Here is a 20,834-nt window from a genome sequence, read left to right on the forward strand (position 1 = left end):
TCCGGCGGCAGCCGGACTTTCGTGACCGGCGCAGTGAGCAGTCGCTCGTCGTCGATTAGTCAGCTTCATACGTTGACCCGGGTGGCGGTAGCGGCACGGGCCATCCACAGTCGGGACGCCGACAGGACCTTCTCCTCCAAGTCGGCGACCCGCTGCGCGCAGGCCTCGACAAAGGAGCGGGAGGCCTCGACGAGGCCCTGGAGCGCGGAGTTGGGCAGCCACTCCGGCAGCCCGGCCGTTGGGACCGGCGGGGCGGTGAGCTGGTCCAAAGCACCGCGCAGAGCAGTTCCGGGACCGAGGGGACGTCGGCGGGTCATGCCCCCTCCAACGAACCGGCGGGCGCGGTCGATGCAGCCGCACGCGGCGGTTGATCTGCGGATTCCCGTCCGGTCGGCGGAACACCGCCGCTTTCGCCTCCGATGTGCCGCCGCCCGTCCTGCGCCGGACGGGCGTTCATGCCGCCAACGTCAGGATCGGCGGCTTGGGCCAGCGGTGGACCGGCCCTCGGGGTTCCCCGTACCCCACCTGGATCCGCCGACGACGGCGCCGTTGCCGGCGGTCACGGCTGACCGGGCTACGGCGCGTGGTGGTGTGGTGAGCGGCGTCCCGCCTACCGGCCGGGTCCCGGCCCGGACTGTCCGGCGGGCCGGATGCCTGGCACCGGGCGGACGTCCGGCCAGGGACGGGGAAGCGGCCGGACGTCCGGGGCCTCTGCGGCGGTGAACCGGACCCGTCCGACGGCGGTCCGCCGGATCCCGGTGCAGACCCCGCGGGCGGGTGCCCGGCTGGGCCGCCGGACGTGGTCGCCGTGCCGGACCGTCCCCGCCTGGGCGCGCTGCCCGCCGTCTACGGGCTCCCCCGGCGCCGGGGCGCCGGCCGCGGCCTCCAGGACGGAGTCGGTGACAGCGCTCTGAGGCCGGCCCGCGGGCTCGTCGGCCTGGACGGTCTGCTCGACGGTCCCGTCCGCTTCCGGCGCGGCGACGGCGACGGCCGCGGTGGTGCCGGCGGGGCGGCCGTGGCCCTTGATGCCGTGGGCGGGCTTGCGGGCGCGGTTCCAGGCCTCGATGGTGGCGCGGAACCAGAACGAGACACCGTAGAAGACGGCGTCCGCCGGCGGCAGGGTCGTCTTGCTGCCGTTGCAGTAGGACTCCATCGTCGACTTCGTGGGCCGGCGCTCCTGCGGAACCGACATCCGGGCCTCCTCCAGCGTCAGGAGCTCGTGGCCGCGGACCCAGTCCCGCAGCTCCCGCTCGGTCAGGGCGTTCAGGGCCTCGACCGACAGGCCGGCCACGGCGCCGTCCTCGCACTCCTGCAGGAGGACCTCGCGGACCAGGTCCCGCAGCTCCTGCGCGCCGACCGCGTCGTGGTCCGCCGGCGCCGGTACCGGCACCGGGGCCTCGCCCTTACGCAGGCGCACGTTGGTGGCCGCGACGCAGGCCTGCTCCAGGTCGTAGAGCTCCTTGGCACCGCGGCCGCCGCCAGCCACCGTGTCCAGCTGCCGGAAGACGCCGGCGTTGCGCAGCGTCCCGACGGCCCTGCCGGCCTTGACGGCCAGGTCCTCGCGGTCGATGACCTTGCGTCCGAAGCTGATCACGATGGCCTCCTCTGGTAGACGACAGACACCCGCTGTGACAAGACAATGGATACCATGAAGAAGTCATCGAATGCAACCCGGGGCTCGCCCCCGCCCCGGGACCCGGGAGGTGTGACTGGCAGCGATAATCCGGCCACTCCCGGCTCGTTGACCGTGGGGCAGCCGGGGCGCGAACGTCCAGCGCCAGGTCGGTGCCCGCGAGGCGGCCACCGGTGACCTCCAGTCGGCGCTGCAGCACCTTCGACTTTCGAGGCAGCCATGGCCAGTCGGCCAACCCCGGCCTCCGCTACCTTCCGTGATCGAGTACCCGCGGCATTGGCCAACTATCGCTGCCCAAAGTGGCCAACCATCACTGCCAACTCACCCCACCGCCCGCACAGGGCACGCTTTGACTGGCCAACTATCCCTGCCAGTCACAGGAGGCCCGGCCATCCGGATTCCGGGCCGTTCACGCTGGTCAGGGCCCCGTGCTGCAGTAGGCCGGGTACGGCACGCCGCCGGGCGATCCCCGGACGTGATGACTGGAGTCGTGACCTACAGCGCTAGCCCCGGATAACGCTTCGGCCTGTTCTCCGGGCCCGGGCAGCCCAACATCAACGCGCAGTTGGTGCAGGCGGATATCGACACCCTCGCAACGACATTCGTCACCGTCCGCAGCTACACAACAAGATCCTGCTGCACCGCCATCGGGTGACTCTGCAACCAGCTCGCCACACTCAAGAGCGCGAGCTTTCGGTCGCCGGGAGCAACTGAAACCGCCAGAGGCGCAGTACACGCGCTGGTCTGTCCCAGAAGTCGTCGGGAATCAGTCGGGCGAGTACGGCTGGCTCGGGCTCTTCCCGGAGGGCCCTGATGCCACCGTCGTTCGTCGTGGTGGCCTCCAAGAATTGGTGGGTGTACAGCGAGCTGAGAATGCCGAAGTTCGCAAATCCGTACTCCGCAATCTGACGGGCCTCGTCCGCGTCTGAGACCTCCGGAGCGAAGACGTGATCCAGTCTTACCAGTCGTCCCTGGTCGTCGAAGTGGGACCCCTGGGTCTCTGGCCAGGGGCTGTGCGAGATCAGGAACCAAGCCAGTCGCTGCTCGTCGGGGTCGGTGATGACGCTTCCGGCGCTCAACAGCTCCACCCCACCGATGGTCAGCGCTCGCGTCTCCTCGCCGTCCCCGAGCCGTTCCACCACTCGTTCCTTGTCTCGGTCCATGATCAGCGAGAAGGTGAGGTCCGGCTCGATGGCGAGTAGTCCGTCCCCGAGCAGGTGCATCTCGTTGGCCTTCATGGCATCGGTGACGGACAACCGCTGCTGAGTTCCATCGAGACGAAAAGCCGATGGGTCGACCAGCGTCCACACGTTCATGCGACTCCAGAAGTGTGCATAAAGCAGTCGTCCGCCTGTGGTTGTGGCGTAGGCACGGGCCGCGGCCATGTCCTTGGCCCGTACCTTCGCCTCAAGCCCGTCGCCGGCCGGAGCCACGTTCTTTACCTCGACCAGCAGTTGCGTACCGTCGCTCAGCACAATTCGGAAGTCCGGCGGCTGGAGTTGGCCGTCGGTGTCATCGAAGTAGTAGATCCCGGTGTCCTCGGCCTTGATCAGCCGGACGGCGCCGAGGGCCACGACCACGGCCTCGAATGCATACTGGGCCTGGATACCCTGCAGCCTGGAGATGTTGTTCAGCGAGGAGTGCAGGGCGTCGCTTATCGCCGTGACGCTCTCTGCATGCCGGTCTCGGAGCAGCTTCTGCCCGTCAGGTTCCGGCAACGCCAGTTCGATCAGCGGCAGGACTTCGAGTCCCAGGTTGCCCGGTCGTCCTCGTCGCAATGCCATCAGACACGCCCTCTCCACCTGCCCTTCGCTCTGTGCCTCGACTGGCACACCGCTGGACTTGGTTAAGGCATGCCTACACCCGTCGGGGCCCACGGCGCTTCGAGATTGTTTAACAGGCCCGTGAGGGTGAACTCCTCTGCGGAACCGTGCAACTTCGGCGACTGGGACCCGAGTGGACATGCGGTCCCTCGCTCCGTCGTGGAACGGATCGAACGGTACGGCGACAACGGGATCGACCTGGACTTCCAGCAGATCGCGGTGACGGCCAACGACGTCCGCAGCGGGCGCCTGGTGTCGCACGAGGCCAACACCGCGGACAGCAACTTCAAGCGGCTCCGTGACGAGTGCCTGCGCGAGGGCCTGGATCCGTACGAGGCAGTCAAGGTCGAGGCCCTGAGTCCGGGAATGCTGCGCGACCGCCTGGACGCCGCGATCGAGCGCCAGGTGCGCGACGTACACCAGTGGAACGTCCTGGCCTGGGCCGAGCAGCACGACCGGAGAATGCTCCTCGCCGTCCAGGAAGCCCTCGAAGCTCGGAGCCCGGCAGCAGCGGCTGAGCCCGACGTGCCGCAGCTGCCTCCCGGCAACCCCGGGCAGCCGGTAGCGGCACCGCCGCCCCTCTGCCCGCGACCGTGCGGGCGCCACAGTCGGAGCCGGCTGCCGCCTCTACCACGGGACAGTCGATCAGCCAGCACGGCAACGCAAACCGACCCGAGCTGTCACACCGCGTGCATACCGTGGGACCCGACCCCTCCGGGAGAAGGAGCGCCATGACCACCGATCACCCGCCGATCACCCTGCCGGCCCTCGACGGCACCCACCCCCTCGGCTTCCTCGCCGCGCTGGGCACCCTCGCCGCCCTCGACCTCTACACCCCCCTCGACCACACCCGGCTGTCCTTCAACAGCGCCGGCCAAGCGGTGCTGAGCGGCCCCGGCCTGACCGGCGTCGAGGACGTCGTGCGTTACCTGGCCGCCGTCGTCGACGGCATCGGAGCCCACCAGGTCATCCCCGGCATCAGCGGCTACCCCATCCCGCGCCAGGGCACCGCCGACGACGACCCGAGCCGGCTCACCCGGGTCGAAGCCGTCGCCCTCCAGCGCACCCTGATCACCGAGCAGGGCCACCAGGCCGCCGCCTGGGTGGACAGCATCCTCAGCATCCACTGCGACAACCTCAAGACGCCCCGCGGCAACCCGGCCGGGGCCGAGCCCGTGAAGCGGGCCCGCCTCACCCCCTTCATCGCCCGCGCCGGCCAGCAGACCGTCCACTCCTTCTTCGCCGCGCCGCTGGACGCCGTCCGTGCGGACCCGACCCGCCTCCTCACCGAGGCCCTCACCGGCTGGAAGCGCTACGAAGGCGTCACCGGCGAAGGCCTCGACCACCACGCCCCGGTCCCCGCGCACCTCTCCCCCGACGGCAAGCCCAAGAACTGGGGCGTGCCCGGCGCCACCTGGCTCGCGACGCTCTCCATCGCACTGACCCGCCTCGGCGCCCGGGCCGGCATCCAGGGCCCCGAACTGACCGCCACCCTGTGGCACCGCACCGCCGCCAGCTCCACACCCGTGATGGTCTGGCCGCTGTGGTCACCCCCGCTCGACCGCCACGCCGTCGACGTCATGCTCTCCCTGCCCTACATCGGCCTGCTCGACGAACCGGCCGCCGACGGCTCCCTCCAGACACCCGGCACCGTGCTGGTCCACCTCGACACCGAACCCCACGAGCAGGACTACGACGACGACCGCCCCCACCCGCTGCACCTCGCCAACTACGGCATCACCAGCGTCCACGCCGCCGCCCGCGAACGCGGCAAGCACAACGACGGCCCGCTGCGCCCGGTGCGCCTGACCGTCACCGACACCCCCGCCCCGGCGGCGGCCCTGCTGGCCTGATCCGGGCGCACCACCCGCGTGACCACAGCGGCCCGGCGGACCACAGCGCGGCTGTCCCGTCCGCCGGGTCCGGCCGGCCCGACGGCCCCCGGACCCGGCGGCGAGCAGGCGACTGGCTCAAGGCGGCGACCTGCCTGCCGACACCGGCGAGCGTGACCTCGTACGACCCCCGCAAGGACCCTGCCTTCCTGGCCTGGCGCGACGAACAGAACGCCGCAGACCTCGCCCGCGGCCCCGCCCTGCCCATCGGCGACGTCCCCGAACTCCTGGAAGGCCGACGGCAGCTCGAACTCGCCCTCCGGCTGCTGCAGACCCCCGAGGAAGCCGGCGCCCTTACTTGGAGCGACTTCGTGTCGCGCCCCTTTGCACGCTAGAGCCTGTCTGACAAATGATCATCCGGTCGGTTCGCGGAGCCAGAGGACCAGGGAGGCCAGGACGATGCCGGCGCGGTAGCGGTCGGCGAGCTTGTCGAACCGGGTCGCGATCGCGCGGAACTGCTTGAGGCGGGCGAAGCACCGTTCGACCACGTTCCGGTCGCGGTAGATCTCCCTGTCGAACGCCGGCGGTCGGCCGCCGAGGCGCCCTCGGCGTCGGCGGTTGGCCGCCTGGTCGCGACGCTCGGGGATCGTTGCGGCGACGCCCCGGCGCCGCAACAGGTGGCGGATCGCCCTGCTGGAGTATGCCTTGTCCCCGAGCACGCGATCAGGTGTCGTGCGCGGACGGCCCGTGGCGGGGCGTGGGACACGGATCCCGTCGAGGATCTGGCCGAACGCGGTGGCGTCGTTGACGTTGCCCGGGGTGAGCACGACCGACAGGGGCAGGCCACGGCCGTCGACGGCGAGGTGGACCTTAATGGTCAGCCCGCCCCGGGACCGGCCGAGGGCCTGGCGCGCTTGCGAGCGGCCCGGATCTTCCAGTTCGTCCCCGTCTGCGTCCCCTTTTTGCGGGCGCCGGCCGCGTGCTGGTGGGCCCGGTTGATCGTGGAGTCGACGGCGACGGTCCACTCCACACGGCCCACCGCGTCATCGCGGACCTGGACGTGTTCCAGCAGCTTCGCCCAGGTGCCGTCCGCCTCCCAGCGGGCGAACCGCTCGTAGACGGTCTGCCACGGCCCGTACCGTTCCGGGAGATCGCGCCACGGAGCCCCGGTCCGCAGCCGCCACAGAACCCCGTTGACCACCTGCCGGTGATCACGCCACGGACGGCCACGCCCGTCCACCTGCGGCAACAGGGGCTCTATCCGCACCCACGCCGCGTCCGTCAACTCACCTCGACCTGCCACAAGATCAATCATCCGTGTGCTCGTCGTCGGACTCACACACCGGGTCCGTGACGAAGCGGCTCAGGCGATATCCCGACGGGTACTGCAGGCGGCCGCACAGCGTGTCGATCCGGAGCATCGACGCGTCGACTCCTGCCTCTTGGAGGCGACGCAGGTAGACGCGCAGCTCCGCACTGTCCCCAGTTTCGAAGACCACTTCCCATCGTCCCGCGCCCGGCGCCGTACGAGCAGCAAGCCGCTGCCGCTCGGCCTCTTGTCGCCGCCTTCTCTTCCCTTGCCCTGGCATCGGCTCAGAATCCCTGGCCGGAGCCAGAGGAGCAAGGCAATTGAAGCAGCACGACCCGGCGGAGTGATCATTTGTCAGACAGCCCCTAGTTGGCCAAACGGTGCACCGTGGTTGGGCAGGCCAGCGGTGCCGATCCTGAGCAGCTGCTCAGCGGAGTTGGTCGACGGATGGCAGGGAGGTCGGCGCGTCGTCGGTGACCCAGGCGTACTCCAGGGCCGACAGGGTCGTGCCTCCCTCTGCCCAGAGCAGTAGTTCGCCGATGTACTCGCCGGAGCGGTCGTAGACGTCGGCGCCGGTCGGCAGGAGCGTGGACGGCGCGGAGGGGTGCTGTTCCAGTCCGCGCACCCGGAGGTCGACGCTCACCGACCCGGGGCCCCAGGTGGCGACCACCTCGGTGTGGTCCAGCTGGCCACGCAGCGCCGGAGCGCCGGCGAAGTCGGCTTCCAGGAGGTGTTCCAGCACGGCTCGCTCAGAGGCGTTGAGGGGTCGAGGCTCGATGGGCACGGCAGACATGGGTCCATCTTCGCGGTTCACCGCGGTTCGGGCTGCCCCGGCACAAGCCCGGCCCCGACCACATCCTCTGCAGCGCCGCCCGCACCGGTCCGGTGCGGGCGGGCTGTCACTTTCCGGAATTGGTGACGAACTGTCAGTGCTCATAGATACCGTCTGGGGCGGAGCGGCTGGGGCCGCTTCGGGAGACGGAGGGGCACGGGTGGACGGGATTTCCGCACGGTTCGCACAGCTGCAGAGGGACGTCGGTCGGCACCATGCCGCCGCGGCCGCGCTGAAACCCGGCGCCGACGGCCGCCAGAGCGCGTTCGACGCCCTGCTGGCCGCCGCCGACAGCCTCCTCGCCTACGACGCGCAGGTGCCCGGCCTGCGCCAGGAGCCGGCCCGCCGCGCCACGCAGGCGTTCGTGCTGTGGACCTCCCGGGGCGCGGCCGTGGTCGCAGGCCTGACGGCCGCCGCCGTGATCCCCGGCTGGGTGTCCTGGGCCTGGCTGCTCCTTCTGATCCCCTTCTTCTGCGGGACCCTGGCCGGCGGCTGGCAGGCCGTCCCGCTGCCGAAGGGCCGTCCGCACGGGCGCTACCGGGTCAGCGCGGTGGTGCGCGCCGCCGGCGTGCTGCTGCTGAGCGCCGCAGCCACCGGCGTGCTCAGCCCCTGGTGGGTCATCGCCGTCGCCGCCTGCGAGGGCGGCGCCTACCTCACCGCCCTTCCAGACGGCCCGGGCACGAACAGGAGCAGCAAGTGACGAGCCCCTACGACCCCGGCCTGGAGCGCAAGGTCCGCGAGCTCGGCCACTCGGTGGGCAGCGTGGAGTCGGACCTGCGGAGCCTGCGCGAGGAGTTCGAGGAGGACACCTCCCGCAGCAGCGGGCGCCTGGACTCCGTGGAGCGTGACCTGCGGGAGCGGCAGGAGGAGAGCGAGGGCCTGGTCGAACGGGCCGACGACCACGACGAGGACGTCGTGTTCCTGCGCCGCGCGGTCGACGACCTCGGCCAGCGGGTCGCCTGGCTGGAGCGCCGGGTGCGCACCGCGGCCGGAGGGAGCGCCGTCGACCTCGACGCCACCGACCACGAGACCGAGCAGCTGGTGAAGAGGATCGCCGCTGGCCGGGCCGCCGAGGCCCAGCTGCTGCCCGCCGCGGACCGCGCCCGGCACGCCCGCAGCCTGACCGCGCACCAGGAAGAGGCTGCCCGTCTGGAGAAGGCCCGTACCGCCGTACTGGAGTCCGCGTCCACCCTGGCCACCGCCGCCCACGGCAGCGACGCCTTCAAGCGGGCTGCGGTCGCCTACCGGCAGGCCGCCATGAACGCGCGCACCGCAAACACCCGCCTCCGCAGCCTCCAGGGCGCCGCCGACGCCGCTCGCGGCGCCCTCGCCCGTGACGAATCCCTCGACCGGACCCTCACGGAGGCCGCGGCCGCCGGCCAGGCCGCCTACCAGCACCTCGCCCGGATCGCTCGGGACCGCATCAGCACTGCCCTCGCCGGTACCGACCTCCTCCCGGTGTGGTTCTCCACCGCCCTGGGCCCGATGCCGCCGCGCGAGGACACCGAGGACTGGCTCGACACCGCGACCCTGGCCCTGACCTACCGGCTCTCCTACCAGGTGCGGGACGAGATCCTTGCCCTCGGCTCCATCCCCGCCCAGGCCACCGCCCGCCGGCGCGCCGACCACCAGGACGCCGAACAGGCCCTGCGCAGGTGACCACTCCCCCACCGGCCCCGGGCATAGTCCCGGTGCGGCCCGACCCCGTCCTCGCCGACCTGGTGATGGACGCCGTGCACCTGGCGGGCCTGCCCCTCGCCCACGGCGGCGACGGCCCGGGCGTCGACTTGCTCCCCGCCCAGCCGCTCCACGACGACGACCACTGCGACGGCCTGATAGCCCTGCACTGGATCCCCTCGGCGCGCCTGGCCGCCGCAGCAGCCACCGAACGGCACCAGCAACCCGCCCACCGCGCGCAACAGCTCGTCGTCAACTCCGTCCAGCACGCCCTGACCGCGTTCCTCCCGGACCTGGGCGCGGCCGCCGAGCAGCCCTTCACCCTGTGGGAGATCCGGGTCGCCCACGGCTCCGCTTTCCCAGTCGAACTCGCTTCCCCGCCCCTCCCCCGCCCCACTGGCCCCGCACCCGTCGCCCCCGGCATCCACCCCCACATCACCGCCGCCGTCCGGCGCAGCGCCGCCCTCGCCGGGCTGCCCGTCGCCGAACGTCCCGGTGACCCGGGCATCGTCCTGCGCCCCTGCCCGCCCCTGGGCATCGACGACGACACCACCGGCATCCCCGATCTGGGCTGGAACCCCTCCCGTTGCCTGACCGCCACCCCCGGCCGGGCTGCCTGGAACCCGCGCGAAGCCGTCCAAGCCGCCATGCGTCCGGCGCTCGCCACCGCCCTCGGAGCGTGCGGTCTCGAAGCATGGTGGCGCAAGCCCGAACACATCCCCACCCAACTGCGCGCCTACGGGCCCAGCACCGACCAGCCGATCCGACGCTGAACCAGGCGCAGCCGAAGGGAAGTCCCGAGTGGACCTGTTCGACATGGACGAATCCGAACTCGCCGCGAGGCTGCAGGAGGCCTTCGCCTCGATGACCCCCGAGCGCTCACCCCGCGCGCAGGCCTTCCACCTGGCCGCCGCCCTGCCCGCCCGCGCCGCCGCCCGCGACAGGGACGGCCAGCCCTGGACGGTGCACCTCGACGACGCAGGCACCGTCCACGCCACCGCCGCCGACGGCACCCTCGTGATGGGCTGGGCCGCGGTCCCCCAGGCCGTCCCCGAGGTCCTCTCACCCTTCGAGGCCGGCACCCGCTACCGCCCCGCCGCACCCGCCGTCGGCGACCAGGCGACGTTCGACGCCCAGACCAAGCCGACCTTCCCCTTCCCGGACGACGACGACCTCGAAGCCGCCTTCGACCACACTCCTCACCACCTGGCCGACCTCACCGCCGCCATCGCAGAGCTGCGCCGGCAATGGGACACGGCCGACGTACCCGACCGCGTCGAACAGGCCGCCGTCCACCTACGGGCCGATGCTCCCCAGGTCCCAGTCCTGACCCTCAACGAGCAAGAGCAGATGTGGTGCAACGCCGTCAGCTGCGGATGGGTCCGCACCGACGCGATCGTGGAGGCAGCCGACCCCGTGTGGGGGGTCATCAACCGCTCCGGCTACGCCCGCTCCTCCTCCTGGATCCCGCGCGCCGCCGCCGAACTCCTCGCCGAAGCGCCCGCCGACCTGCCCGGATTCCTACGCCACCACCTGCTCGACAACGAAGGCCCCGTTGACCTCGTCGCGATCAACGGCCCCGAAGGCCCCCTCTACAACCTCAATAGCGGCGGCGCCCACCGAACGCACCTGTGCCGCATCCTCGGCCTCCCCTGGCTCTTCGCCACCCAGACCGCCCTGATCACCCCCTGGGAGATGACCCGGAAAATCAAGGAGGCCGACCACTGGCAAGGCCTGATTGACCACGGGCTGCTCCACGGCGCCGTCGACCGCGGCACCTACATGGCCTCTCTGCGCATCAGCCACTGCCCCGCCCCGTGGATGCTCGCCGAGCCCCAGATCGCCGCGGCGTACAACGCCGCCTACGAACGCGCCTACCCCGGCGCCCTCGGCCGCCTCGGCGTCCCGACCCACGCCCTGACCGACGCAACCGCCTGGGAGACGTGGTTGCTGACTCCCGCCGCCCACGCCCCAGCCCGCGGGCTCCGGAGGCTCTTGAACCTGCTGCTCCGAACCGGCCGTGACGCCGCCCGCCAGCCCTGAACAGCATCCGGCATCGGCGGACCACCCCTGCGCCGTCCACCGAGTTGGCAGCTTTGTCGTCCGGCCCCCTGCGCAATCTTCCGGATGAGGCCGCCGAACCCTGCGCCTTGGTCAACGCGCCTTGCGCAGACATTGCGTACCTGTAACCAGCGACGATGGGCAGGATCAGCCCTGGTGGGTCATCTTGCGCAATCCATCCCAGCTGTCTGCGCAATCGCGTCTCTGCGCATGATCATGCGCGGTCGACCACCTGCGCAGAGGGGATTGCGCAGGGCAGTTCTCTCTGCGCAGACCAAGAACCTGCTGCCGTTCGGGCTGCGCAGGACGAGCAGGGCCCGGACGGGGCACACCACTACTTCAGACTTTCGTCGACGAAACGGCTACGCGGGCCAGTCAGCCAGGGTGAGGTGCTCCCCCGGAGTCAGGGAACTCTCCACCAGGTGCAGACGCCGGACGAGTTCCTCGACGACCTTCGCCAGCGCAACCTTCTCCTCGACGGTCCGAGTCTCCGACTCTTTCCCGACCTTCCGCTCGTCACTACGCGCCCCTTCCGTTCGCGCACGCTTCATGTAGCTCACGGAGACGTTGAGTCGCGACGCCGCCTCCGACTCGCTGCCTGCCCACCCGGTCAGGTGTGTCGCCAGCCAGTTCGCCGCATCAACCACGGGCCGGTTCCCGTTGCGAAGCGGCCGCAGGCACAGCGTGCGTGCTGCATCGGTTGCCGACGTCTCCAGCCAATCCCAGCTCGGAGCTGGTGGAGAAGGAAGTTGTACTGCGACCATGGCGCCGAACGTGGCTACCACGGCATCGGCCTCCTGCACCTGTCCGGATTCGCCGGACACGACATCCGCCCCGAGGTAGGTGAACGTGACCAGCAGACGCTCGTCAACTTCCAACGACGCTGCCCAGGCGTTCAGGAACGGCAACGCCATTTCCCGGGCATTGTCCAGATCCAGCGGTGTCGGAAGCACCGCCACCAACCGTGACTCCGCGAGCTCGAACTTCCACCCACGCACCTCGTAGGTGACGGGAAAGGCCCCGTCCAACCAGCCGAGGGGGTGCTGATCGCTCCACGCCACCGCGTACCGAAGCGCGCTGACTAGCTCGTCCTGCATGGTCTCAGTGTCGCCGGACTCCAGGACGGCGGCGACTTGGTCAGCCCGCTGCCCCGACCAGGCCCGGGAACGGCTCTCCTGAACAGTGGCCGGCCGTGCGGCCTCACGCAGGAGGCGGGAGTGACGGACGTTCGGTGCTTTCGTCGACGAAAGCCCGCGCCTGAACCTGTCCATTTCTGAGCGGTGCAGCGCGCACCTATGCAATCCTGATCGGCTCGTCTGTAGAAGAAGCAGGTCCAGGAAGGGCAGGGAATGACGACCCCCATCAAGCACGCAACCTGGCCTACAGCCACGGTTGTCGCGGTCGCAGACGTTCTCGCCGATACGAGCGACGGGCTAACCGGCGGTGAGATCGGGCAGTTGCTGACCCAGATCGGCATCGCGGACGTCGAGGCTTCGAGTAAGCGCAAGCGGTTGGCTCAGGCGCTGCTTGTCCGGCAGGGCCGGGACCAGGCGTCCAACTGCGTGATCAAGTTCATCGCGGAGGCCATGGCTCCGGTCCGCTACCGGCAGCGCCCCGACGTGTTCTCCCGGCGTCGCGACGACCTGAACGAGGTCCTGGTCCATGTCGGCCTGCGCGTCAACGACGAGGGCAAGGTGGCGAGGGGGCCGGCTGCGAGCACGCTCGATCAGGCTGCTCAGCACGCCAACTCGTTGCGGGCGGAACTTCGCCGTCGTGGAACCCACCCGGAAGTGCTGGCGTACTGCACCAGGGAGATCCTGACCAAGAACGCCTTTCATGCCAGCTTGGAAGCCACCAAGTCGGTCTTCGACCGCCTTCGGCGGATGACCGGTGAGCAGCGGGATGGCTCCCCCTTGGTCGACGCCGTGCTCATGCCGGGGTTGGCCGGCACTCCGCGTGTCGCGATCAACACCGGAACGACGAAGACGGAGGAAGGCGAGCAGAAGGGGTTCGCGGCGTTGATCAAGGGGCTGGGCAGCATGTACCGCAATCCGACGGCTCATGATCCGCGCCTTCATCGGCCCGTCAGCGACGACGAACTGCTGGAGTTACTGACCACCCTGTCGATGATTCACCGCCGGCTGGATGCCGCGCGCGTGAATCCCTGACGCTCGCGGTCGGCGTGCCTTGCTCGTCTTCACTGCCCGATGGGTTTCGTCGACGAAACCCAGGGCTGCCCCGCGAGACGATCGCCGACCGCTAGCGCGGGCAATCAAATGGGGCAGGAAGTCAGGGTTCAGGACGAGTGGACATCTGGGTCAGCTGAGCTCGCTCGGGAGGCAGATGTCGATCTTCCGTGTGCCGGGGTTCCAGACCCAGATCTCCCGTGCCTCCCGCCAGAGCCTGGGCAGCTCGGTCTGTTCTTGGCAGAAGGCGGTGGCGGGTCCGGGATGCGGGTGGCCGGTGCTGGCGTCGATCCACACGCCGCTGCCGACAGGGGTTGGTCGCCAAACCGGATCTCCGACGAGGATCGCCTGCAGGTTGGTCGTCTCCTTGAAGGTGATCGCCGAGCAGTACTCGTTCGTCCCCGGCTTCGTCGGCATGGGGAGCCGCCACTCGCGCTCGTGTGACCAGTCCTCGAACCGGCCGTTGGTCCCGAACGGGACGACCCAGTGGCGCAGGTTCGAAGGGAACTTGTCCCGGACGTGGTCAGGCAGATAGGCGACTGCTCCGCCGCCGCCAGCCACGAGCTCCGAGCGCGTCATCACTATCCCCCACGGCGGGAATCCAAGATCGGCGATGAGGTGGGCCATGTGATCCGGTGGGCTCTCGGAGAAGCAGACGGCAGCCCGTTCATTGCCGAACGGTGCGAACGCTCGGAGCCGCGCCCCTCCGAGGATGCTGTCCAGGCGCTGCTGAGACGTCATAGCCCGGATCTCCTCGGGCACCGATGGCGTGGGTTGGCGCCCCATGGGGCGGCCAGTGAAGTGGATCAGATGGTCGCTCTGGGCCGGTCCGGCCGAGTTGAGCTGCGGCCTCGTAGCCACGGTTCCCCCAATCAGCGCCGCCTCAACGGCGGATCTCGCCTCTGCGCAAGAGCATGCCAGGCCCCGGCTTCCCGGGTGAGGACACCGACCGTCGCGGTTGAAGGCGCTGTCTGCTCGTCCTGCTGCCCCTGCGGATTTCGTCGACGAAAGTTGCGGGCCGTACTACCGGGGGGCGGACAGTCTCGCAGTTCGGGCTGCGCGGAACGCGGTCGCCGGCTCGGTGCTCGCTCCGGCGACCGGCTGCCAGGTGCCCCCGTGGACGGCCACGAAGGGGTGCCACCTCCGGTCGGGGCCCAGGCGCACCTGGGCGCCGCCCGCTGTGAGGGTATTGCCCTCGGCGGTCAGCGAGCCCCGGGCGGTGGGCTGCGCGGCCGTGATGGCGGCCGTGGCCGCCGCCACCGCTTCGGGATCGGCATCTCCGAGGGTGTCCGCTGCCTGGACGGCGGCGGGCCCGCCGTGTCGATGTGCGACCACCAGGCGCCGGACCTCGGCTGGCGTTCGTCCCAGGCGTTCGGCGACCGCTTCCGCCAGAGGTGCCCCCTGCGGGGTGGCGAGGTGGCGGATCGCGTCGGTCAGCGGCGTGAGTCCCACCTCGACCGTGCGGCCTGTGAGAACGGAGTGGGCGCGGGCGGCGGCATCGGCCACGACGGCGGCCACTGCGGGGCATACTCCCGGCACCGGCGTCTCAAGGACGGGCGTGCCCGGGAGCGCTTCCGCCGGGCCCGTGGGGGCAGCGGGCCGCCACTGCTGGAACAGCGGGGCAGCCGGGCTACTGCCGGGCGACGGCTCCGCCTGCCGACCCGGACCGGACTCTTCGGTCCGCGGCGTGTGGCTGGCCGAGGGCGCCGGTTCTGCCCCGGCGGCACGGGGCGCTGCGGCGGACAGAAGGGCGGTGCGGACCTTCGCCTGCAGGCGCCCCTGGGAGCAGCCGCGCAGCGTGAGCAGCGCCGAGGGTTGCTGGCGGATGCGGGAGGCGAGGGCGTGGGCGAGGACGGCGGCGTGCTGGCAGAAGTAGCCGCGCGGGCCGGCCGCTGCTGCTGGGTGGGCGGTGCAGTCGAAGGAGAACTCGGTGGGAAGGATCGGGTGGCCGGCCGTGTGCTCGGCCTCCAGCAGGCCGGGGTGGACCCGGCCGGTCTGTACGGCGCCCAGGATGCCGGGGTGGCTGGGGAGGGCGGCGGCGATCTCGTCCCACTGGGTCTCGGTCAGGGCGCCGACGACGATGGTGGTGCGGGCCTTGGGTGCGTCGGGCAGGGTCACCGAGCACAGCAACTGCCCCGGACGGGAGGTGTCCAGCTGGCCGGTGTAGGCGGTGTGCGGCATCTTGCGGGTGGCGTCCAGCCGGGTGCGGTGTCCGCCTACCGCGGTGGCCAGGGCGTCGAGGAAGGTCTCGGCCCACAGCGGGCCGACTCCGGTCTGCGACGGGGCGTCGACCGGAGTCGTGGCGGTGGTCATCAGCGGCTCCCGAGCGAGACGAGGGCGGACAGGGCGTGGTCGTCGAGGTGGGTAAGGTCCATCTCCCCCGAGGGGACGACGGCGTCGGCCAGGTCGCCCTTGTGGGAGACGAGCTGGTCGATGCGTTCTTCCACTGTGCCGGTGGCCAGCAGGCGGCGGACGTGGACGGTGCGGGTCTGGCCGATGCGGTACGCGCGGTCGGAGGCCTGCTCCAGGGCGCTGCTGGTCCACGGTGAGTCGTAGTGCACCACCTGCGTTGCGGCGGTCAGCGTCAGGCCGGTTCCCCCGGCCTTGACCGACAGCACCAGCACCGGGAGCCGGCCCGTCTGGAAGTCCTCCACCAGCTGCTGGCGCTCTTTCGCGCTCAGGCCGCCGTGGAAGAACGCGGCCCCGTGGCCGGCTGCGGTGAGGCAGCCCGCCAGCAGGTGCCCGACCCGCACGTAGTTGACGCACACCAGCATCTGTTCGCCGCCGCGCCGGGCCACGTCGACGATCCGCAGCAGCTCGTCCAGCTTCGCCGAGCGCTCCCGCGCCCGGTCCAGGTCCGCGGCCGCCTGCCCGGGGTCCTCCCCCAGGTACACAGACGGGTCGTTGACGATCGTGCGCAGGGAGTGCAGGAGCGCCAGGACTCGGCCGGACCGGGCGCGGCGCGGCCGCGAGCTGAGGTCCTCCAGCGTCTCGCGGACCAGGGCCTCGTAGAGCGCGGTCTGCTCGGTGGACAGCTCCACCGGGTGCAGCGTGCGGATTTTCTCGGGCAGGTCGGGTGCGATCTCCGGGTCCGTCTTCAGCCGGCGCAGCACGAACGGCCCCGTGAGGCGGCGCAGCAGCCGGGCCTGCTCGGCGCCAGCGTCGCGGTCGGTGTGCCGGCCGATCAGCTTCTGGAAGGAGGACAGGGTGCCGAACAGGCCGGGGTTTAGCCAGTCCAGCAGCCGCCATAGCTCGGAGCTGCGGTTGTTGACCGGCGTGCCGGTCAGTGCCAGGCGGTCCTTCGCGGTCAGGGAGCGCATCGCCCGCGCCGCCCGTCCATCGCCGCCGGCGATCAGGTGGGCCTCGTCGGCGACCACCAGGTCCCAGGAGCGGGCGGCAAGTACCTCGGCGTCGCGGGCGAGGGTGCCGTACGAGGTGAGCACCACCGTGCCCGCGGGCAGCTCGACGGGCAGGCGACGTCCGGCGCCATGGTGACGCACCACCGCGAGAGAGGGGGCGAACCGCGCGGCCTCCGCCTGCCACTGGTCGAGCATCGACGTCGTGGAAACGACCAGAACCGGGCCGGACGCCGCCGGGATCCGGTGCAGGACGAAGGCGAGGGTTTGGAGCGTCTTGCCCAGCCCCATATCGTCCGCGAGGACCGGGCACAGCCGCAGCTCCGCCAGACCAGCCAGCCACTCCAGGCCCCGCTGCTGGTACGGGCGCAGATCCGCCTTCAGCCCTGCTGGGGCGGGCACTGCTCGGCGGCCGCGCTCCCCGGCGCGCAGCGCCTCGACGACCAGGGCGAGCCCGTCCGCCGGACGGCACACCACCACCTCGCCCCCGACGCTGAGGGCGCCGGCCAGCACGGAGGTCAGCGCCCGGCGGGTCGGCAACTGCTCCAGCACCCGGTGACGGACCCGGGCCAGCGTCACCGGGTCGACCAGCAGCCAGCGGTCCCGCAGTCGCACCAGCGGCCGGTGTGCCTCCGCGAGCAGGTCCATCTCCTCCTCGCTCAGGTCCACGCCGTCCAAGGTGACCTGCCAACGCCAGTCCAACAGAGCGTCCATACTCAAGCCCCGGCCGTCCGGCCCGGCCGACCCGGTACCGATCACGGTGTGGCTGCCCAGGGACCCGACCAGCGGGCCGGGCCAGACGATCCGCACCCCCGCCTCGCCGAGCCGTCCCGCGACGCCCGGGTCGACCAACTCGCCGGCCTCCTCCACGCTCAGCCAGCGCCCCTCCAGCGCCCCGGCGTAGGCCAGACGCTCCAGCGGCCCGCACCCGCTACCCGCGGCCGCCCGGCGAAGGACCCGGCGCAGCGGCCGCTGCACCCACTCCCCCGCCGCCTCGACCTGGGGATCGGTCCCGACCCGGACGGGCAGCCGCACCTCCCCCGCCTCATCGGCCACGGGCCCGCCGACGATCAGCACCGCGACCGGGTCCGGCCGGTGGTCCAGGCTGCGCTCGATCCCGTCCGCCCACGCCTGCACCTGCGGGTCCTGGACAGCGGCCGGTGAGGCGAACGCACCCGGACCGTGCAGGAGTGCCGCGCCGGGGCCACGCACCAGCAGCTCCACGACCTCGTCGACGACTGCCCCGGCCGCGCCCATCGAGTCCTGCACGCACAGCGGCGCGGACACGGTGACCGCAGCGTGGCTCTCCGGCGCAAGGTGGGACGAGACCTCCGCCAAGGCGGACTCGAAGGCCTCGCTCGGCGCCGGCCGCCACACATCCCGGCCAGCCGGGTCGATCGCGGGAACCACCGCCCCGGCCGCAACGACCCGTACAGCGAACTCCACCACAGCCGCCCACCCGGCCACCGAACGGTGCGCGTCCGGCCCGGCCGCCAGGACCACTGGCAGCAGCATGTCCAAGGGCACCGACCAGCCGGACACTCCGGCCGCTTGGACCGCTCCGACCGGCGCGGCGAGCACCACGTCCACCGTCACCGCTTCCACCGGAAGCGGTGGCCTGCCCGCACTCACCGCGTGCCCGTCCGGCCGGTAGAGCACAAGCCGGCCCGGAAGCGCCGGCGCCGAGGTCAGCCCGCAGCCGTGCTCCACCGCCCACGCCACCGCGTCCACAGCCCCCGTCCACCCGGCAGGCTCACCCGCCAGCTGCGGGCCGCGCGGCGAAGGAACCACCGCCACAGGCTCCGCAGGCGCCACCTCAGCCCCGGGGGATGCCGCCCTACGGCCCCCCGGCTCCGGCGGGTCCGGCAAGCACGCAACGGCGGCGATCAACGACGCGAGCGCGCCGTCCACCGCCAGCCGCTTGGACCGCCCCACACCGGGCCGACCGGTCACGACCCCCCGCCGCAGCCGCAACGACGCGGTGACGACATGCTCGGGAAGGTGCGCAGGGCCCTGCTGCGCCGCGTCGAAGTCAACCGGCGGGGCCTGCTCGATCTGGCGCAGATGATTCACGATGCCGGCCGCCATCCCCGGTACCCGGGCGGCCGCGGCCAGGGCGATGACCTGAAGCGGCGCCCATCCGGGAGACGGCGGCCGCTGCAGCAGCGCCCACCAGTCCCCCGGTCCGATGCCGCCCGCGTCCGCCTGGCGGGCGAGCGCCTCCGTCAGACCTCCCGGAGGCAGGGCCAAGTGCAGCACTGCGCGCAGCGCCTTGGCGAAGCGCTCGGGCGACAGGTCCTCCCAGCCGTGGTCGAATGTGTCGTCCGTCGCCGATTCGGGGGAAGGGAGACGCCGTCCGGGACCGGTGGCACCTCGGGCCGCTTCGTTGCCAACACCGAGCAGGTCGGCTTCAGGGAGGCCGGCCAGGTGGCCCAGGAGCGCTGCGGCCGCGAGCTGCCGCGCCGCCTTCTTCGTCGCCGCCGTCCGTTCCGGCCCGGTGACCGTGCCCGTCGGCAGGTCGAGCGCCATCGAGCAGCGGTGCCCGGGTTCGGTGGCCAGGCCGAGTGGGGCTTCCACCGGATAGGCGGCAGGCAGACCGGCGATCTGGCTGTGAACCGACAGCAGTGACGGCGCGAGCTCAGGCTGAGCGTGCAGTCGCCGGACCACCGACTCCCGAGCGGGTTGCCACCAGCCTCCGCCGATCTCCAGCAGCACCGTCTGCAGGTCGCGCACCGGCAACTCCCCCGCCCCGATCCGGCGCACCGCCTCCTGCCGCAGCGCCTCCCCGCCGCTCCCGACCCCGGTCGCTGCTGCTGCCAGTGCTCTGGAGAACTCCTTCGTGCCGAGCTGCTCCAGTACGGCGCGCTCGACGATGGGGCCCCCGGGAGGGGCAGGAGAGGTCACCGGCACATCGGGCTCCAACGTCAGGGGGCAACGGAACAGAGGCATTCTCCCGAACAGGAGGGATAGCCGGGCGCAAGGCCGCGCCGCTGCTCCTCACCGGAGCGGTGCCCGACGGCGCTCGGTGATCGTCTTCGGCCGGTCGTCCCGGACCGGCCGTACGCCCGGAGTGCTTTCGTCGACGAAAGGCGGAACGGGCTGGACCAGCCGCAATCAGGCTGTCCTCCAGCGCGCGGGCCGCAGGCAGCAGAGGGGTCACCAGAATTCCCGGCGGAGGGGTTCCACCGGCCCCTATGCTCCGACGATGACCTACCTCCCCACCTTCGCCAAGTTCGTACGGACGGACTGGGCCCGGGACCATCCCGGGGACTGCGACACGGCACGGCAGTGGGCGGTCTACAACGACCGCGTCTACCGCGAGGTCCAGGACGTCCTGCAGGATCCGTTCATCGTGGCGCAACGGGGCCAGGGCATCGTGGCCGAGGAGCTTGCAAAGGGCATCCTGGAGGCCGTCTTCGACGCCGCCTGGGTTGAGGAGAAGTTCCCGCTCGCAGATGAGCGGGACCCCGCGAACCCGCGGTGGATCGTGAAGGCATACCGCCGGCGCGAGCTGGCCAGGCGGGTCTACGAATTCCAAAGCCACCCCTGGTTCCAGGACTTCGTGACCTACACCAGGACCAACGAAGTGACGTCGGCCCTCTTCGAAGCGGATGTCCTCCACACCCTGATGCGCATGCCGGGCACGGTGACCCGCGGGACGACCACCGGCAGCCGGGGCGAGGACTTCGACGTCCACCTCGAACTCGGCACCGCCGGCCAGGTGCCCATCGAGGTCAAGTGCAAGCAGGACGGGACGCCCTACAGCACCGCCACCATCCGCAACACGGTCAAGACGGCGATCAAGCAGCTCCCCAAGGGACACACCGGATGGCTGTTCCTCCAGCTCCCCGCGTCCTGGGTCGGCCCCCGGCTTGAGGAGGAGTACGCGCAGACGCTCCACGACGCCATCCGGCAGACCTCGCGCATCGGAGCCGTCCTCACGGCCATTGACAAGCCGCACCTCGACGTGGACCGCGGCACGTTCCGGCTCAACCGGGACTGGCACCTGCTGGGCCACCCCGACGTACCGGACCCGCTGTGGAAGGCGGCCCTACTGCTGAAGCAACTCCTCGACGGCGACATGGACCACTTCGCGCCGCACGCACCCTTCTGACCAAGAGGCAC

Annotated in this window: 17 protein-coding genes and 1 pseudogene; 9 read left to right on the forward strand and 9 right to left on the reverse strand. The window is 71.3% G+C overall.

The genetic code is table 11. The features are described 5' to 3' along the window. Positions 1-65 precede the first annotated feature (65 nt). The 3 genes from ABZY91_RS00590 to ABZY91_RS00600 all read right to left on the reverse strand — a co-directional run bounded on the left by ABZY91_RS00590 (position 66) and on the right by ABZY91_RS00600 (position 3,465). Positions 66-317: a hypothetical protein gene (locus ABZY91_RS00590; RefSeq protein ID WP_355398708.1), complete on the reverse strand. Its 252-nt coding sequence runs from the start codon at positions 315-317 to the stop codon at positions 66-68. 293 nt (positions 318-610) lie between these two features. After that, complete coding sequence (locus ABZY91_RS00595) at positions 611-1,594, reverse strand: hypothetical protein (RefSeq protein WP_355398710.1); 984 nt, start codon at positions 1,592-1,594, stop codon at positions 611-613. 716 nt (positions 1,595-2,310) lie between these two features. Next, positions 2,311-3,465, reverse strand: coding sequence for a hypothetical protein (locus ABZY91_RS00600; protein WP_355398711.1), 1,155 nt, complete (start codon positions 3,463-3,465; stop codon positions 2,311-2,313). A gap of 150 nt (positions 3,466-3,615) precedes the next feature. Here ABZY91_RS00600 and ABZY91_RS00605 point away from each other — a divergent pair, with 150 nt between their 5' ends. The 3 genes from ABZY91_RS00605 to ABZY91_RS00615 all read left to right on the forward strand — a co-directional run bounded on the left by ABZY91_RS00605 (position 3,616) and on the right by ABZY91_RS00615 (position 5,683). Beyond that, positions 3,616-4,191 (forward strand): hypothetical protein, encoded by a 576-nt coding sequence (locus ABZY91_RS00605; RefSeq protein WP_355398712.1) that lies wholly within the window; start codon positions 3,616-3,618, stop codon positions 4,189-4,191. Next, positions 4,188-5,309, forward strand: coding sequence for a hypothetical protein (locus ABZY91_RS00610; RefSeq protein ID WP_355398714.1), 1,122 nt, complete (start codon positions 4,188-4,190; stop codon positions 5,307-5,309). The genes ABZY91_RS00605 and ABZY91_RS00610 overlap by 4 nt, the downstream gene beginning before the upstream one ends. Before the next feature lie 152 nt (positions 5,310-5,461). Further along, entirely contained in the window at positions 5,462-5,683 is a 222-nt protein-coding gene (locus tag ABZY91_RS00615; RefSeq protein ID WP_355398716.1) for a hypothetical protein, read from the forward strand. Here the strand turns inward: ABZY91_RS00615 and ABZY91_RS00620 are convergent. Together ABZY91_RS00620 and ABZY91_RS00625 are read right to left on the reverse strand one after the other, a co-directional pair. Further along, positions 5,680-6,603 (reverse strand): annotated as a pseudogene (locus ABZY91_RS00620) (IS5 family transposase). The gene ABZY91_RS00615 and the pseudogene ABZY91_RS00620 sit on opposite strands and share 4 nt — an antisense overlap. 421 nt (positions 6,604-7,024) lie before the next feature. Continuing rightward, positions 7,025-7,390: a hypothetical protein gene (locus tag ABZY91_RS00625; RefSeq protein WP_355398717.1), complete on the reverse strand. Its 366-nt coding sequence runs from the start codon at positions 7,388-7,390 to the stop codon at positions 7,025-7,027. Positions 7,391-7,589: 199 nt separating this feature from the next. On the opposite strand from ABZY91_RS00625, the gene ABZY91_RS00630 reads away from it, so the two are divergent. From ABZY91_RS00630 to ABZY91_RS00645, 4 genes are read left to right on the forward strand one after another with little or no spacing between them, the layout of a single operon-like run. Further along, on the forward strand, positions 7,590-8,129 hold the full coding sequence (locus ABZY91_RS00630) for a hypothetical protein (RefSeq protein WP_355398718.1): 540 nt from the start codon (positions 7,590-7,592) through the stop codon (positions 8,127-8,129). Continuing rightward, entirely contained in the window at positions 8,126-9,088 is a 963-nt protein-coding gene (locus tag ABZY91_RS00635) for a hypothetical protein (RefSeq protein ID WP_355398720.1), read from the forward strand. Before ABZY91_RS00630 ends, ABZY91_RS00635 begins: the two co-directional genes overlap by 4 nt. Further along, the gene (locus ABZY91_RS00640) at positions 9,085-9,879 is read left to right on the forward strand and encodes a hypothetical protein (protein ID WP_355398722.1); all 795 of its coding nucleotides are present in this window, start codon (positions 9,085-9,087) and stop codon (positions 9,877-9,879) included. The genes ABZY91_RS00635 and ABZY91_RS00640 overlap by 4 nt, the downstream gene beginning before the upstream one ends. A gap of 28 nt (positions 9,880-9,907) precedes the next feature. Continuing rightward, positions 9,908-11,149, forward strand: coding sequence for a hypothetical protein (locus ABZY91_RS00645; protein ID WP_355398724.1), 1,242 nt, complete (start codon positions 9,908-9,910; stop codon positions 11,147-11,149). A 380-nt stretch (positions 11,150-11,529) separates the two neighbouring features. On the opposite strand, the gene ABZY91_RS00650 is transcribed toward ABZY91_RS00645, so the two are convergent. Then, positions 11,530-12,264, reverse strand: a complete 735-nt coding sequence (locus tag ABZY91_RS00650; RefSeq protein ID WP_355398725.1) for a hypothetical protein — start codon at positions 12,262-12,264, stop codon at positions 11,530-11,532. A 252-nt stretch (positions 12,265-12,516) separates the two neighbouring features. Here ABZY91_RS00650 and ABZY91_RS00655 point away from each other — a divergent pair, with 252 nt between their 5' ends. Beyond that, complete coding sequence (locus ABZY91_RS00655; protein ID WP_355398727.1) at positions 12,517-13,335, forward strand: TIGR02391 family protein; 819 nt, start codon at positions 12,517-12,519, stop codon at positions 13,333-13,335. 150 nt (positions 13,336-13,485) lie between these two features. Here the strand turns inward: ABZY91_RS00655 and ABZY91_RS00660 are convergent, their stop codons facing one another. The 3 genes from ABZY91_RS00660 to ABZY91_RS00670 form a co-directional block, all read right to left on the reverse strand. Next, entirely contained in the window at positions 13,486-14,094 is a 609-nt protein-coding gene (locus ABZY91_RS00660; RefSeq protein ID WP_355398729.1) for a hypothetical protein, read from the reverse strand. Between the two features lie 282 nt (positions 14,095-14,376). Further along, a complete protein-coding gene (locus ABZY91_RS00665; RefSeq protein ID WP_355398731.1) occupies positions 14,377-15,666 on the reverse strand; it encodes a hypothetical protein in 1,290 nt (429 codons plus the stop codon). Next, positions 15,666-19,613: a DEAD/DEAH box helicase gene (locus ABZY91_RS00670; protein ID WP_355398733.1), complete on the reverse strand. Its 3,948-nt coding sequence runs from the start codon at positions 19,611-19,613 to the stop codon at positions 15,666-15,668. Before ABZY91_RS00670 ends, ABZY91_RS00665 begins: the two co-directional genes overlap by 1 nt. A gap of 301 nt (positions 19,614-19,914) precedes the next feature. Here ABZY91_RS00670 and ABZY91_RS00675 point away from each other — a divergent pair, with 301 nt between their 5' ends. After that, positions 19,915-20,823, forward strand: coding sequence for a hypothetical protein (locus ABZY91_RS00675; RefSeq protein ID WP_355398735.1), 909 nt, complete (start codon positions 19,915-19,917; stop codon positions 20,821-20,823). Positions 20,824-20,834 lie beyond the last annotated feature (11 nt).

The sequence above is a fragment of the Kitasatospora sp. NPDC002965 genome, from assembly GCF_040611255.1.
In the GTDB taxonomy this organism is placed as follows: domain Bacteria; phylum Actinomycetota; class Actinomycetes; order Streptomycetales; family Streptomycetaceae; genus Kitasatospora.

Excerpts from the sequence above, each read along its gene's own strand:
- ABZY91_RS00650 (WP_355398725.1), bottom strand. The coding sequence starts at position 12,264 with ATGCAGGACGAGCTAGTCAGCGCGCTTCGGTACGCGGTGGCGTGGAGC.
- ABZY91_RS00675 (WP_355398735.1), top strand. The coding sequence starts at position 19,915 with ATGACCTACCTCCCCACCTTCGCCAAGTTCGTACGGACGGACTGGGCC.
- ABZY91_RS00665 (WP_355398731.1), bottom strand. The coding sequence starts at position 15,666 with ATGACCACCGCCACGACTCCGGTCGACGCCCCGTCGCAGACCGGAGTC.
- ABZY91_RS00610 (WP_355398714.1), top strand. The coding sequence starts at position 4,188 with ATGACCACCGATCACCCGCCGATCACCCTGCCGGCCCTCGACGGCACC.
- ABZY91_RS00590 (WP_355398708.1), bottom strand. The coding sequence starts at position 317 with ATGACCCGCCGACGTCCCCTCGGTCCCGGAACTGCTCTGCGCGGTGCT.
- ABZY91_RS00655 (WP_355398727.1), top strand. The coding sequence starts at position 12,517 with ATGACGACCCCCATCAAGCACGCAACCTGGCCTACAGCCACGGTTGTC.
- ABZY91_RS00660 (WP_355398729.1), bottom strand. The coding sequence starts at position 14,094 with ATGACGTCTCAGCAGCGCCTGGACAGCATCCTCGGAGGGGCGCGGCTC.
- ABZY91_RS00625 (WP_355398717.1), bottom strand. The coding sequence starts at position 7,390 with ATGTCTGCCGTGCCCATCGAGCCTCGACCCCTCAACGCCTCTGAGCGA.